Raw genomic sequence first — 12,956 nt, forward strand, 5'->3', positions numbered from 1 at the left:
CGGCAAGGCCCACCCAAACGTTTGCATCCACGCGCCTCCCGGTTCCCGCCTCCCGCCTCCCGCTTCCCGCCTCCCGGTTCCCGTCTCCCGCCTCCCCGCTACTGCCCGCCGGCGGCTGCCCGCGCCTCCTGGCGGACCTCCAGCGCCGCAAGGGCCCGCCGCCGGTCCTCCGCCACCCGCTCCGAGCGGCTCATCAGCTGCAGCAGCGCCACGCTCCCGATGACCACCGCGCCCATCAGCATCAGCGTCTCACGGATGCCGATGTGGTCCGCCACGATGCCGATCGGCAGCGCGAACAGCCCGAACAGGCTCCAGCTCAGCATCGAAATCGACTGCACCCGCCCGTGGTACTCATGGTCCGTGTTCGACATCGTCAGCGCGTTGTTCAGCCCCTGGAAGCCGCTCGCCAGCGCGCCCACCGCCACCATCGCCGCCAGCCCCACCAGCAGGCTCGTCGTCGCCCCGAGCAGGATGAGCGACGCCCCGAACGCCATCGCCAGCACCGGCTGCCAGAACCACGCCCGCCGGCTCTCCGCGAACGTCGCAACCAGCACCGTCGCAGCCACCGCGCCCACCGCGCCGAACGACTGCAGCAGGCCCAGCCCGCCCGACCCCGCCCGGTAGACGTCCACCGCCACCGACGGCAGGAACGACTGGTACGGGAAGCCCACCATGATCACCGCGAAGCTCGTCAGGATGAGCAGCGCCAGCGACGGCCGCCGCCGCACGTACCGCACCCCGTCGGCGAGGTCCCGCAGCGGCGACACCTGGGCCGCGCGCGGCTTCGGGTTCCCCGGAGGCAGCCGGAACATCGTCGCCATCGCGATGAAGAAGCCCAGCGTCGTCATCAGGTACACCCCGCCCGTCCCGATCACCGCCACCGCGATGAACGCCCCCGCGAGCGACGGGCCGATCACCCGCGTGCTGTTCATGCTCAGCTGCTGCAGCACCACCGCGTTGCCGATGCTGTCCCGTCCCACGAGGTCGCCGATGAACGCCTGCCGCGCCGGCCCGATGAACGCGAACCCCGCGCCCTGCACCACGCCGGCCGCGATCAGCATCCAGTACTCGATGTGGCCGGTCTTGATCATCATCGCCACCCAAAGCGAGTTCAGCGCGATGATCCCCTGGCAGGCGATGAGCAGGTTCCGCTTCGGCAGCCGGTCCGCCAGCACCCCGCCCCAGAGCCCCAGCAGCAGCTGCGGCACCCCGAACGCGATCATCACCCCGCCGAGCGCCGTGTTCTTCCCCGTCAGCTCGAACGCGAGGTAGCCCCGCGCCACGATCTGCATCTGCATGCCGAGGAACGAAAACAGCGTGCCGATCCACAGCAGCCGAAACTGCCCGTTCTCCAGCGCATAGAAGGTCCGGCGGAACCACCCGGCCAGGGCTTTACCCTCACGTCAAGGTTGCAGAGGGTTCAACCCTACCACATCATCCGCGCCCGGCCCACCCGCCGGCCCGGCGGCTACGAACCCGTCACCGTGAACGGCGTCCGCATCCCCTTCTCGTAATGCGAAACCACCCCGCTCTTCGTCTCCTCCACCACCGTGCACGCCAGTTCGTACTCGCCCGGCTCGAGGTTCAGTTCCAGCAGCGCCGCCTCCCCCATGCCGAGGTTCCGCACCTGCCCCACGAGGTCCCACGACCCGTCGCCCGATTTCTTCAGCACCTGCAGGTCGTGCACCTGCCCGCCCTCATCGTGCCCGTGCGCGTGGTCCATCTCGTGCACCGCCCAGAAGGCAACCTTCCCCGCACGGACGCTCGTCACCGCCGGGTCCACCGACCAGTTCCGCAGCCCCACCCGGATCGCCCCCTCGGGCGGCGCGGCCATCGCCGACATGTGCCCGTCGCCCGGCCCGTGCCCGCCCGTCACCGTCGTTGGGCTCGAACTCCCGCACGCCGCCGCGGCCGCCCCAAGCACGGCCACGACACCCGCGAACAGCAGCCTGCGCATACGCACCTCCATCGTGCCAAAAGGATACCCCCCTCCCCTGTCAGGTCAACTGCGGCCCAGTCGCTCCTTTACCCCGCCTTCCGTACACTCCGCAGACCTTCCTGCCCCGGAGGCGCCCCGTGCCCACCATCCGCGACCTCGCCGACCGACTCTGGAACGGCGACATCACCACCGCCGACTACCACCCCGTCGGCTGGCGCCACCCCGAAGCCGAGGAGATCGCCGAGGGCGTCCTCTTCTACAAAGGCATCGCCAGCGCCAATACCATCGATACCGGCGACGGCCTCGTCATGCTCGATACCGGCGCCGTCAACGATACCCGCCCCCTCCACGAGCAGGTGCGGCGCTGGCGCCCCGATGCGCCCCTCCGCGCCGCCGTCTTCTCCCACCACCACGTCGACCACATCTTCGGCGTCGGCCCCTTCGAACAGGAGGCCGAAGAGCGCCGCTGGCCCCGTCCCCTCGTCTACGGCCACGAACTGCTCGAATGGCACTTCGCCCGCTACCAGCGCACCCACGGCTGGAACACCGCCATCAACCGCCGCCAGTTCGCCATCGATGCCCCCCACTTCAGCTGGCCGCAGCAGTACCGCCTGCCCGATGTCACCTACACCCGCCGGCTCACCTTCCGCCAGGGCAGCCTCACCTTCGAACTCCGCCACACCCGCGGCGAAACCGAAGACGCCACCTGGACCTGGATCCCCGAGCGGAAGCTCCTCGCCCCCGGCGACCTCTTCATCTGGGCCGTCCCCAACGCCGGCAACCCGCAGAAGGTCCAGCGCTACTGCAGCGAATGGGCCGCCGGCCTCCGCGAGATGGCCAGCCTCGGCGCCGAACTCCTCCTCCCCGGCCACGGCCTCCCCATCTTCGGCGCCGGCCGCATCCGCCAGGCCCTCCTCGATACCGCCGAACTCCTCGAATCGATCGAGGCGCAGGTTCTCGCCCTCATGAACACCGGCTGCACCCTCGACCGCGTCCTCCACGAAGTCCAGCTGCCGGCCCACCTGCTCGAAAAACCGTACCTCCGCCCTGTCTACGATGACCCCCAGTTCCTCGTCCGCAACGTCTGGCGGCTCTACGGCGGCTGGTACGACGGCGAGCCGGATAACCTCCTGCCCGCGCCCCGCGCCGAACAGGCCCGCGAATGGGTCGCCCTCGCCGGCGGCCTCGACCGCGTCCTCGAGCGCGCGGCCGCCCTCCGCGCCGAGGGCAACCTCCGCCTCGCCTGCCACCTCGTCGAATACGCCGTCATCGCCGAACCCGGCTCCCGCGCCGCGCACGACCTCCGCGCCGAGATCTACGCCGCCCGCGCCGCCCTCCAGCCCTCCTCTATGGCCCGCAACATCCTCAACCACGCCGCCCTCGCCTCCCGCCAGGGCAAACGCGACCTCGCCGGCGACTACTAGGGAGAAAGGGAGAAAGGGAGAAAGGGAGGAGCGAGGAACGAGGGACGAGGAACGAGAAAGGGAGAAAGGATCCGCCCCGACCCGACTCCCAACTCCAACCTCCCACCTCCCAACTCCGTAGTCGCGGGCCTCCGTGCCCGCGGAGGGCCGGGAGGCCCACCCAAACGTTCGAAGTCACCGCCTCCCGGTTCCCGCCTCCCGGTTCCCTCCCCACCTCCCACCGCCGCCGCGGAGCGGCGGCATCCCGCGGCGCCGCCGGCGAAGCCGGCCAGCCATCCCCCGCGGCGCCAGCCGCGCCACCGCCGGCGCAGCCGGCTCACCGCGCCCACCTCCAACCTCCCACCTCCAACCTCTACACTGGAACCATGCGCGCCCGCCTCGCTGCCGTGACCCCGCGCCGCTTCGCCCTCGCCTGGCTCATCGGGTTCGCCGCCGCCGTCCTCCTCACCTGGTGGCTGCGCGCCGGCAACTCCGCCAGCGTCGCCTTCGTCTTCGTCTGCGCGCCCGGCAACGTTCCCCCGCCCGAATTCCCCGACGTCTTCTTCACCGTCGCCCTCGAGCCGGTTCCCGTCTTCCTGCTCCTCTCCGCCGCCGCTGCCTACCTCCTCATGTGGCTCAAAGTCCGCGCCGGCGGCCGCGGCCGCCTCTTCCCCGCATGGCGGCTCGCCGCCTTCATGAGCGGCATCGCGCTCGTCATCCTCACCGTCTTCGGACCGCTCGCCGCCTACGACCGCGTCTTCCTCTTCGTCCACATGATCCAGCACTTCATCCTGATCACCATCGCGCCGCCGCTCATCCTCCTCGGCAGCCCGATGACGCTCCTCCTCGTCGCCGCCGGCCCGGCCCGCCGCGAACGCTGGATCTACCCCATCACCCACAGCCGCCCGTTCGAACTCTTCACCAACCCCATCGTCGGCCTCTTCCTCTTCGCCGCGGTCCCGGTCCTCTGGTACATCACCCCCGCCTTCGAATGGTCGCTCACGAACGAATGGCTCCACTTCGGCGGCTATGCGCTCTTCCTCTTCGCCGGCATCCACTACTGGTGGCCGGTCGTCGGCGGCAACCCGACCCGCTGGAACCTGCCTCACCCGGTCCGGCTCCTCTACCTCTTCGCCCTCGTCCCCATCCACGCCTTCCTCGGTTCGCTCTTCTACGAACCCTCGCAGGTGCTCTACCCCGAACTCGCTGTCCAGCCCCGGCTCTGGGGACCGTCGCCGCTCCTCGACCAGCAGATCGGCGGCGCCATCATGTTCCTCCTCGGCGAAGCGATCGGCCTCATCGCCGTCATCGCCGCCGCTGCCGCCTGGGCCCGCGCCGATGAGCGCGAAGCGAAGCGAAACGACGCCCGCATCGCCCGCGAAAAAGCCCGCGCCGCCGCCCCTTAGACCCCTGGCAGGTAAGGCTCAGATGAAGCAAAGCCCCGTCGTCGTCAGGGGATGACGCACAGCTGCCGGCCGTCCCTCGAGCTGGCGGAGGAAGAGCGCAGCACACGTCGCGTTGAGCGAGAGGATGCTCGCGCCCGGCTCGTTTGCGTATCCGCCGTTCGGCGCACGAAATGGCGAAACGTCGACCGGCCCGGTATCGCTCCTTCCCGGGATCGCGCCGTAATACACGTTGCTCAGGAAACGGCCGGACGGCGGGGTCGGGGACTCATCGCACGCTGGCAGGGTCGAAGGGCCAAAGTCCGCAGCCACCAGCCAGGCATACGCCAGGGCCGCAGCCTGGAACTCGCTCCCGCAGGCGGCCTCAGCAATTCCCGGGGCGATGGACGAGGCCTCCGCAACCTCCTCCGGGCGAAGCCAACGAAGCCGCTGCAACGCAGCCAGGACCAGCGCCCGCTCAAACGGGTGGTGTGTCTGCTCCCGCGCTCGTTCGGCGACCCTGAGCGCCTCCTCGCGCTCCGGGCTCCCATCGGGAAAGAGCAAACTCGCGAGCATCGCGAGCTGGTACGCTGCCTCAGGGGACACCATCTGCGGCGCAGCAACGGCTTGCTCCCCGACCCGGCGAACATACCCCTTCAGTGGCTCGTCGGAACGCACGGCAGCATCATCCCCGAGGAACAGCCGGATGAGTACGGCATGGTACGTCGAGTCGAGGTCCGCCCGGTCATTCACGATCATGAAGAAGCCGCCCTGTTCCGATTCCCTGGCAAAGGCCTGCCGCATCACGTCATCGCGGCGAATGACCCCGGCTTCAGCTAGGGCGAGCGCGGTGAGGAGACTCGGCGGCCGCTCGGTCCAGGACGCGAACGTCCTCCGCACCTGCGATATGAGGTCATCGCCCGGATTTGCAGTACACTGGCGCAGCGCCGACCAGGCCGGGGCGTACATCTGGGTGGCAACGGCGTCCTGCCGTGCGATGGCATCGCCCATCCAGCCGGCTGTCAGCCGGTACAGCTCCGGCGCTCCATCCGGGCACGAGCGAAAGATCTCCACGTACTGCGGCACTGACAGCGCCTGTCGCTCAGCAGGCCAGCTTGCCCACTCGGCCGCGGCGCGCGCCTTCACAGCTTCGAAGCCGCTCGAGCCTGCGGACCTCAGGAGGGCTGCCGCCGCGAACACCAGGCTCGAATCTTCGGCGGATTCCATCGCAGCCGCGCAGCGCTCCGCCGCCGCTGTGTCATAGGGGCGGCCAGCCGCCCGGAGGCCCGCCGCGAGCAGAACCGTCGACCCGGGGTCGCTCGTTCCCTGGAGCCCCGCCTGGACACATCCGTCGGGACCGATCTGCCTGGCCGCCCATGCCGCGTGTTCCTCGAGGTACTTGGCGCGGGAGCCGAGGATGAGCAGGCCGGCCCCGGTTTCTACCGCTGAAGGCTGCTGCCCGGGTGGCAGGGCAAGCGGAGCGGCGTAGCCCCCGCTCGGTGCCCGGTGCGCCTCCAGGAACGCCAGAAGGAGTTCCCCTTCCTCCGGCTCTCCATTGCCTCCGGTGCAGCCCATGGCGGCTGCGCACACGACCAGCCCCGCCCAGAAAGCCAGGACCCTAGAAGAGGCCAATCGTCTCAGCATCAGTTGCCACGACAAGCAGCGGGGCGGCGGTGGCCCAGAATTGGAACTGGACAGTATCCGTTTGGCGGAATGTCGAAAGATTGAATGTCGAAAGATTGAAGCCCGAACACGTCACCGTATCGGAAGGATAGAAGAAATCCGGCATCCAGTTCCCCTGGACGGGAAGCCACTGGATGACGGCCGTGCCTCCCGACGTCCAGCTCACCCCTCCTCCCCAAAAAGAAACGGCGATGCTGCCCCCAGCGCACTCCCATCGTGCCGTGTACTGGATTTGATAAGGATTCCAGGGCGAAGTCCCGTACCACCTCGGGTGTGCTTCGCCCGAGGTGAGGCGGACGTGTTCTTGTGGAGGAATCCACGAATCGTTGGCAAAGATGTTCGTGTAGAACCAGTGGTAGGCGTTCGGATCGAGGGGCGACCAGGACGACGCCTCCAACACCATGTTCCCGTATCCGCCCAGGGTGACGACCTCACCGGGGCCCATTCGGCTCGACCGGTCCCGAGCGGCCGGCGGCGCAGCGAGCACCTTACTCAGCGACGTCGTTGGCGAGGGGACCCACGTTCTCGTCTCCTGGATCTCGTCGGGTCCGTCGGCAGATACCACTGCGGGAAACAGCAATAGTGTCCCGAAGACCAGCCACGCAAAACGCATCAAACGCACGGGTTCGACCTCGCTCTTATGAATTGATATCGGCAAGTGTGTGTGTGTGTCTTGTCATGGTGACAATGCGGGAACGCCGCGCCGCCGCCCCTTAGACCCCCCGCCGGTCGCCCCAGAGCAGGATGTGCAGCCGCGTGCTGAACCGGTAGCCGTCGCGCGCGCAAAGCTCCGCCAGCCACCGGCCCCGCTCCGCCAGCACCGCCGCCGACGTTCCCTCCGGCATCAGCACCACTCGCCCCGGCGCGATCTCCGCCGCTGCGCACACCTCGCGCACCTCCGCGAGGTCGGCCGGCTCCGCCACCACGAACTTGAACCATGCCCGGCCCGTCGCCGCCAGCTCCCGGAGCGCCGCCGGCGCGATCCGCCGCAGCCCTTCGTTGCCCGAATGCGCCAGCTTCGGCGACACGTTGAACTGGTCGATCAGCCCCGCCAGCGGCCCCGGCCCCACCGTCCCGTTCGTCTCGACCTCGAACCGGTAGCCCTCCGCCCTGAGCGCCGCGATCAGCGGGACGAGCTGCCGCCGCTGCAGCAGCGGCTCCCCACCGGTGACGACGACGTTCCGCGGCGGCAGCGCCCGCACCGCCTCCGCCACGTCGTCTGCCGCGAGCACCAGCGTCGAAGCCGCCCGCTCGAACCGCGCCCAGTCCCACGTGTAGGCCGTATCACACCACCGGCAGCGCAGGTTGCAGATGGCCAGCCGCACGAACGTGCTGGGCAGCCCCATCGACACGCCCTCGCCCTGGATGGAGGCGAAGATCTCCGGCCCGCCCTCGGGCGTCCGCGCCAGCACGAGCCGCTCCATCAGCCGCTCCCGGCCGCCGGGTCGGGCACGCCCGCGGCCTCGAACCCCGCCGCGCGCAGCCGGCACGCGTCGCACGTGCCGCAGGGGCGTTCGCCGCCCGCGTAGCAGCTCCACGTCAGCGCCAGCGGCGCCCCCAGTGCGAGCCCGTGCCGCACGATCTCCGCCTTCGACATCGTGATGATGGGCGCCTCGATGCGCATCGCCACGCCGTAGACGGTCCCCGCCTTGCTCCCCAGCCGCAGCACCTCCTCCAGCGCCCGGTAGAACTCCGGCCGGCAGTCCGGGTAGCCCGAGTAGTCGATCGCATTCGCGCCGACGTAGATGCGCCCTTCGAGCGCGCCCGGGTCCGCACCTTCCCGTTCGATCCGGTCCAGCAGCCAGCTCTCCAGCGCTGCCGCCGCGACCGTTACGAAGAACGTATTCCGCAGCGGCACGTAGGTGATCGGCACCTCCGCCGCCATCTGCTCCGCCGGCCGGCCGCCCGGCACCGCATACGCCGCGCTCGTCAGCGCCGAGTGCGCCGCGAGCCGCCCGTAGAACCCCGCATCCGCCTCGATGAGCTCGATGCCGAGCGCCGCCGCCACGGCCCGCGCCGCCGCCAGCTCCCGCGCGTGCCGCTGCCCGTAGGCGATGCTCAGCGCCCGCACCCGCACCCCCTCCCGCACCGCATGCGCCGCCACCGTCGTCGAATCGAGCCCCCCCGAGAGCAACACCACCCCCAGCCGTTCCCGCGCGCCGTCAGGTCCCATACCCCGAGCCTAGCACCGGGAGGCGGGAACCGGGAGCCGGGAAGCGGGATGCGGGAACCGGGAGACGGGAAGCGGGAGAGGTTGGAGGTTGGAGGTTGGAGGTTGGAGGTTGGAGGTTGGAGGTTGATACTTCCCCCCCGCTCCCCGCTCCCCGCTCCCCGTGCCCGTTGCCCGTTCTCCCTCTCTCCCCTTCTCCCTCTCTCCCCTAAACTCCCCCCATGCCCCCTGCCGTCCTCCTCCCCCTCGGCGCCGCGCCCCGCAAGAGCGACGACGCCTACGTCCGCGCCCTCGAGGCCGCCGGCCTCCGGGTCGAAGTCGTCCGCCCCGGCGATGCGCCCCGCCTCGAACCCCTCGCCGGTCTCGTGCTCGCCGGCGGCACCGACGTCGACCCGGCCCGCTACGGCGAACCGCCCCACCCGGCCGCCTACCCGCCCGAGCCCGCCCGCGACGCGCTCGAACTCGAGCTCCTCGAGGCGGCCTTCGCCGCCGGCGCCCCAGTCTTCGCCATCTGCCGCGGTATGCAGCTCCTCAACGTCGCCCGCGGCGGCGGCCTCATCCAGCACCTGCCGGACGTCGTCGGCCACGAGCGGCACGCCGACGCGCCGCCGGTCGATGCGAAGCACCGTCCCGCCCATACCGTCACCATCGAAAGTCCCGGCCGGCTCCGCGGCCTCCTCGGGCCTGGCCCGCTCGAGGTCAACTCCCGCCACCACCAGGCCGTCGACCCCGCCCGCCTCGGCGCGGGGCTCCGCATCGCCGCCCGCGCCGACGACGGCACCATCGAAGCGCTCGAACCGTCCGGGCCCGCCGACGCCTTCCTTCTCGCCGTCCAGTGGCACCCGGAAGATATCGCCCTCGGCCCGCCCGGCCCCATGCGCGACCAGGCACGCGCCCTGTTCGACGCGTTCGCCGCCGCCGCCCGGGAGTTCGCCCCCGCATGATCCTCCGCCGCCCCCGCGTGCAAATCGCCGGCATCTCCACGCTCGACGACGCGCTCGCCTGCGAACGCGCCGGCGCCGACGCCATCGGCTTCACCATCGGCCTGCCGACCGGCCCGCACAACGGCCTCGACGAAGCCGGCGCCGCTGCCATCATCCGCCGGCTCCCGCCGTTCATCACCCCCGTCCTCATCACCTACCGCGTCACCGCGGCCGAAGTGGTTCCCATGTGCCGCGCGATGGGCGTCAGCCAGGTCCAGCTCCACGCCCCGGCCGCCCCGGCCGAGCTGGAGCAGATGCGCGCCGCCATCCCCGGCCTGAAGCTCATCCTCGCCGTCAACGTCACCGGCCCCGAAGCGCTCGACCTCGCCCGCGAGCGCGCCGCCCGCGCCGATGCCCTCATCCTCGACACCTACGACCCGGCCACCGGCCGGCACGGCGCCACCGGCAAGACCCACGACTGGTCGCTCAGCGCCCGCATCGTCGAGGCCGTCGGCGTGCCCGTCATCCTCGCCGGCGGCCTCACGCCCGCGAACGTCGCCGCCGCCATCCGCCGCGTCCGCCCGTGGGGCGTCGATGTCCACACCGGCGTCGAACGCCCGGACGGCACCACCGACCACGACCTCGTCCGCGCCTTCGTCGCCATCGCCCACGCGACCCCGGTGCCGGTCCAACCCTAGCGCAGCAGCGCCGGCACGGGCCGACGCCCGAACCCCATCACCCCGCCGCGGATCGGCGGAATCTCCCCGGCCGGCCGCATCGCCGGGAACCGCTCGAGCAGCATCCGCAGCGCGATGCGCGCCTCCAGCCGGGCGAGGTTCGCGCCGAGGCAGTAATGCAGCCCCCAGCCGAACCCCAGCTGCGGGTTCGGGTCCCGCAGCAGGTCCACCTCGCCGGGGCGTTCGAACACCGCCGCGTCGTGGTTCGCCGCCGCGATGCACAGGAACACCGTCTCCCCCGCCCGCAGCCGCTGCCCGCCCCGCTCGTGGTCGATGCGCACCTTCCGCGGCATCACCCGCGCCGGCCCGCCGACGCGCATGAACTCGTCCACCGCCGTCTCGTCCGCCTCCGGGTGCGCCGCCAGCCATTCCCGCAGGTCTGGCCGTTCGAGCAGCAGCGCCAGCGTGTTGATCAGCAGCGTCGTCGTCGTTTCGTGCCCGCCGAACAGCAGCAGCGTGCACAGCCCCACCAGCTCGACCGGCTCCAGCCCGCCTGCCGGCGAATGCACCACGTACGAAAGCAGCGAATCATCCGGCTCCTGCCGCACCCGCTCGATGTGCCGCGCGAAGAACCCCATGAACTCCTCCGCCGCGCGCGCCACCGGCCCCTCCTCCACTGCTCCCGGCCGCAGCGAGAACACGAGACTCGCGATATCGTCCGACCACGCCTGGAACCGCTCCCGCTCCTCCCCCTCGACCCCCAGCACGGCGGCGATGACCAGGGCCGGCAGCGGCCGCGCGAACTCCGCCGAGAGGTCGACCGGCCCTTCCGCCTGCGCCAGCGCCGCCAGCCGCTCCGCCGCGATCGCCCGGATGCGCGCCTCCAGCCCGCCCACGGCCCGCGGGGTGAACGCCGCGGCCAGCGGCTCCCGCAGCCGGGTGTGCGCCGGCGGGTCGCGGAAGTTCAGCCACGCGTGCAGCATCTCCACCGCCCGGTGGAACGCCGCCGAACGGCCCTGCGCCGCCCGTTCGAACGTGTCCATCCGGTCCGACGAAAGCCGCTCCCCGTCCCGGAATCCCGCCGCCACCTCCGCGTGCGAGAGCACGACCCACGCCCGGTGGCGCGCGCTCCACTGCACATCGCCCGCCTCCCTGGCGCGCGCGAAGTAGCCCGCCGGGTCGCGGATGGAGGCCTCGCAGCCGGGGTCCACCTCCATGTCCGGGAGCCTACACCTTTCGCCGAGGGGTTTCACCCACGCGAAGCCCGCCATCACCCGCTACCATGGCCCGGAAGGCCGCCGCCATCCCGGCGGCTGCAGGAGGTCGCCCATGCCCGCCGGGTTCGTCATCCGCCCCGCCATGCCCGCCGAAGAGCCCGAACTCTACGCCATCCACCGCGCCGCCATGGAGGACTACATCGTCCAGACCTGGGGCCCCTGGGACGACGCCGACCAGCAGCACCGCTTCGCCGGCTCCTGGCCCGACCTCCGCCTCGCCATCGAAATCGACGGCGAGCTCGCCGGCTTCCTCGACCTCGACGAACAGGGCCCCACGGTCGATATCGCCGCCCTCGAACTCGCGCCCCGCTGGCAGCGCCAGGGCATCGGGTCGGCCATCATCCGGGCCGTCCAGGCGCGCGCCGCCGAACTCGAGCGGCCCGTCACGCTCCAGGTTCTCAAGGTGAACCCGGCCCGCGCCCTCTGGGAGCGCCATGGCTTCCGCAGCGTCGGCGAATCGGAGACCCACTACCAGATGGCCTGGCAGGCCGGCGCATGACCGCCCGGGCCGCACGCCGCCTCACCGCCTTCCTCGACGGCGAAGACCGGCCCGATATCCCCAACCCCATCCACTCGACCTCCGTCGCCCGCGCCCACGGCTTCGCCGGCCCCCTCGTCGGCGGCGTCACCGTCTACGGCTGGCTCGTCCCGTCCATCCTCGACCTCCTCGGCGAAGGCTGGCTCAGCAGCGGCTGGGCCGACGTCCGCTTCCGCCGCCCCGTCTACCCCGGCGACGGACTCGAAGCCGTCGCCGAGGGCCCGCCCGGCGGCCCGGTCGCGCTCCGCATGGCGAAGGCCGACGGCGCGGCTGCCATCGAAGGCGAAGCCGGCCTCGGCGGTGCGCCCTGGCTCGCCGAGCTTGCCCTCCCGGCCGACCGCCAGCCGTCCCGCCGCGCGACCCGCTCCCGGAGCTGACGCTCCAGACGGCCCCGCGCGGCCGCGACCTCCCTGCCATGGCCGTCGACCTCTCGCTCGAGGACGCCCGCGCGTGGGCGCTCGAAAAACAGCGCGACGGGCACGAGCGCTGGACCGGACCCGGCGCCCTCGCCCACCCTTCCTGGCTTGCCGCCCGCGCCACGCCCCTGCTCAAGCACAGCTACGCCTACGGCCCCTCCATCCACACCCGTTCGCAGATCCAGCACCTCGCACCAGCCCGCGCCGGCCAGCAGTTCACCGTCGCCGGCCGCCTCGTCGACGCCTTCGACGACCGCGGCCATCACACCGCCGTCCTCGACGTCGCCATCTTCGACGCCCCCGGCACGCTCGTCGCCCGCATCCGCCACACCACCATCTTCCGCATCCGCCCCCGCTGAGAAAGGAGAAGGGGAGGAGCGAGAAAGGGAGAAAGGGAGAAAGGGAGAATCCCCCTCCCCCAGGTCTCTTAACTGCCAACTCCCGCCTCCCGCCTCCCAACCCCGTAGTCGCGGGGCTCCGTCCCCGCGGAGGGCCGGCAAGGCCCACCCGAACGTGCGCATCCACCCGTCTCCCGCCTCCCGCCTCCC

14 protein-coding genes are annotated in these 12,956 nt (G+C 71.3%); 7 read left to right on the forward strand and 7 right to left on the reverse strand.

All coding sequences use genetic code 11. The annotated features are described in order from the left end of the window. Positions 1 to 98: 98 nt before the first annotated feature. Both N2041_RS13725 and N2041_RS13730 read right to left on the reverse strand, forming a co-directional pair. Positions 99 to 1,388 (reverse strand): MFS transporter, encoded by a 1,290-nt coding sequence (locus N2041_RS13725; RefSeq protein WP_367187735.1) that lies wholly within the window; start codon positions 1,386 to 1,388, stop codon positions 99 to 101. An 80-nt stretch (positions 1,389 to 1,468) separates the two neighbouring features. Continuing rightward, positions 1,469 to 1,957, reverse strand: a complete 489-nt coding sequence (locus N2041_RS13730) for a hypothetical protein (RefSeq protein ID WP_297679144.1) — start codon at positions 1,955 to 1,957, stop codon at positions 1,469 to 1,471. A gap of 119 nt (positions 1,958 to 2,076) precedes the next feature. Here N2041_RS13730 and N2041_RS13735 point away from each other — a divergent pair, with 119 nt between their 5' ends. Next, the gene (locus N2041_RS13735; RefSeq protein WP_297679145.1) at positions 2,077 to 3,363 is read left to right on the forward strand and encodes an alkyl sulfatase dimerization domain-containing protein; all 1,287 of its coding nucleotides are present in this window, start codon (positions 2,077 to 2,079) and stop codon (positions 3,361 to 3,363) included. 365 nt (positions 3,364 to 3,728) lie between these two features. Continuing rightward, on the forward strand, positions 3,729 to 4,748 hold the full coding sequence (locus N2041_RS13740; protein ID WP_297679146.1) for a cytochrome c oxidase assembly protein: 1,020 nt from the start codon (positions 3,729 to 3,731) through the stop codon (positions 4,746 to 4,748). 18 nt (positions 4,749 to 4,766) lie between these two features. Here the strand turns inward: N2041_RS13740 and N2041_RS13745 are convergent, their stop codons facing one another. The 4 genes from N2041_RS13745 to queC all read right to left on the reverse strand — a co-directional run bounded on the left by N2041_RS13745 (position 4,767) and on the right by queC (position 8,580). Beyond that, positions 4,767 to 6,314 (reverse strand): hypothetical protein, encoded by a 1,548-nt coding sequence (locus N2041_RS13745; RefSeq protein ID WP_297679147.1) that lies wholly within the window; start codon positions 6,312 to 6,314, stop codon positions 4,767 to 4,769. Between the two features lie 28 nt (positions 6,315 to 6,342). Next, on the reverse strand, positions 6,343 to 7,029 hold the full coding sequence (locus tag N2041_RS13750; RefSeq protein ID WP_297679148.1) for a hypothetical protein: 687 nt from the start codon (positions 7,027 to 7,029) through the stop codon (positions 6,343 to 6,345). A 91-nt stretch (positions 7,030 to 7,120) separates the two neighbouring features. Continuing rightward, positions 7,121 to 7,831 carry a 7-carboxy-7-deazaguanine synthase QueE gene (locus N2041_RS13755; RefSeq protein ID WP_297679149.1) on the reverse strand — a complete coding sequence of 237 codons (711 nt, stop codon included), beginning with the start codon at positions 7,829 to 7,831 and terminating at the stop codon, positions 7,121 to 7,123. Beyond that, positions 7,831 to 8,580 carry a 7-cyano-7-deazaguanine synthase QueC gene (gene queC, locus N2041_RS13760; protein ID WP_297679150.1) on the reverse strand — a complete coding sequence of 250 codons (750 nt, stop codon included), beginning with the start codon at positions 8,578 to 8,580 and terminating at the stop codon, positions 7,831 to 7,833. Before queC ends, N2041_RS13755 begins: the two co-directional genes overlap by 1 nt. Positions 8,581 to 8,798: 218 nt before the next feature. On the opposite strand from queC, the gene N2041_RS13765 reads away from it, so the two are divergent. Together N2041_RS13765 and N2041_RS13770 are read left to right on the forward strand one after the other, a co-directional pair. Further along, on the forward strand, positions 8,799 to 9,521 hold the full coding sequence (locus N2041_RS13765; RefSeq protein ID WP_297679151.1) for a gamma-glutamyl-gamma-aminobutyrate hydrolase family protein: 723 nt from the start codon (positions 8,799 to 8,801) through the stop codon (positions 9,519 to 9,521). Continuing rightward, a complete protein-coding gene (locus N2041_RS13770) occupies positions 9,518 to 10,198 on the forward strand; it encodes a phosphoribosylanthranilate isomerase (protein ID WP_297679152.1) in 681 nt (226 codons plus the stop codon). The genes N2041_RS13765 and N2041_RS13770 overlap by 4 nt, the downstream gene beginning before the upstream one ends. Here N2041_RS13770 and N2041_RS13775 read toward each other — a convergent pair. Continuing rightward, positions 10,195 to 11,394, reverse strand: a complete 1,200-nt coding sequence (locus tag N2041_RS13775) for a cytochrome P450 (protein WP_297679153.1) — start codon at positions 11,392 to 11,394, stop codon at positions 10,195 to 10,197. The genes N2041_RS13770 and N2041_RS13775 overlap by 4 nt on opposite strands. Positions 11,395 to 11,506: 112 nt before the next feature. Here N2041_RS13775 and N2041_RS13780 point away from each other — a divergent pair, with 112 nt between their 5' ends. The 3 genes from N2041_RS13780 to N2041_RS13790 are packed head-to-tail and all read left to right on the forward strand — an operon-like array spanning position 11,507 to position 12,767. Then, positions 11,507 to 11,953, forward strand: coding sequence for a GNAT family N-acetyltransferase (locus N2041_RS13780; RefSeq protein ID WP_297679154.1), 447 nt, complete (start codon positions 11,507 to 11,509; stop codon positions 11,951 to 11,953). Continuing rightward, a complete protein-coding gene (locus tag N2041_RS13785) occupies positions 11,950 to 12,369 on the forward strand; it encodes a MaoC family dehydratase (protein ID WP_297679155.1) in 420 nt (139 codons plus the stop codon). Before N2041_RS13780 ends, N2041_RS13785 begins: the two co-directional genes overlap by 4 nt. Positions 12,370 to 12,407: 38 nt before the next feature. Then, the gene (locus N2041_RS13790) at positions 12,408 to 12,767 is read left to right on the forward strand and encodes a hypothetical protein (RefSeq protein WP_297679156.1); all 360 of its coding nucleotides are present in this window, start codon (positions 12,408 to 12,410) and stop codon (positions 12,765 to 12,767) included. Positions 12,768 to 12,956: the final 189 nt, after the last annotated feature.

Origin of the sequence: Tepidiforma sp. (assembly GCF_026419595.1) — a bacterium.
Taxonomy (GTDB): domain Bacteria; phylum Chloroflexota; class Dehalococcoidia; order Tepidiformales; family Tepidiformaceae; genus Tepidiforma.

Excerpts from the sequence above, each read along its gene's own strand:
- N2041_RS13730 (WP_297679144.1), bottom strand. The coding sequence starts at position 1,957 with ATGCGCAGGCTGCTGTTCGCGGGTGTCGTGGCCGTGCTTGGGGCGGCC.
- N2041_RS13740 (WP_297679146.1), top strand. The coding sequence starts at position 3,729 with ATGCGCGCCCGCCTCGCTGCCGTGACCCCGCGCCGCTTCGCCCTCGCC.
- N2041_RS13755 (WP_297679149.1), bottom strand. The coding sequence starts at position 7,831 with ATGGAGCGGCTCGTGCTGGCGCGGACGCCCGAGGGCGGGCCGGAGATC.
- queC (WP_297679150.1), bottom strand. The coding sequence starts at position 8,580 with ATGGGACCTGACGGCGCGCGGGAACGGCTGGGGGTGGTGTTGCTCTCG.
- N2041_RS13765 (WP_297679151.1), top strand. The coding sequence starts at position 8,799 with ATGCCCCCTGCCGTCCTCCTCCCCCTCGGCGCCGCGCCCCGCAAGAGC.
- N2041_RS13770 (WP_297679152.1), top strand. The coding sequence starts at position 9,518 with ATGATCCTCCGCCGCCCCCGCGTGCAAATCGCCGGCATCTCCACGCTC.
- N2041_RS13775 (WP_297679153.1), bottom strand. The coding sequence starts at position 11,394 with ATGGAGGTGGACCCCGGCTGCGAGGCCTCCATCCGCGACCCGGCGGGC.
- N2041_RS13780 (WP_297679154.1), top strand. The coding sequence starts at position 11,507 with ATGCCCGCCGGGTTCGTCATCCGCCCCGCCATGCCCGCCGAAGAGCCC.
- N2041_RS13785 (WP_297679155.1), top strand. The coding sequence starts at position 11,950 with ATGACCGCCCGGGCCGCACGCCGCCTCACCGCCTTCCTCGACGGCGAA.
- N2041_RS13790 (WP_297679156.1), top strand. The coding sequence starts at position 12,408 with ATGGCCGTCGACCTCTCGCTCGAGGACGCCCGCGCGTGGGCGCTCGAA.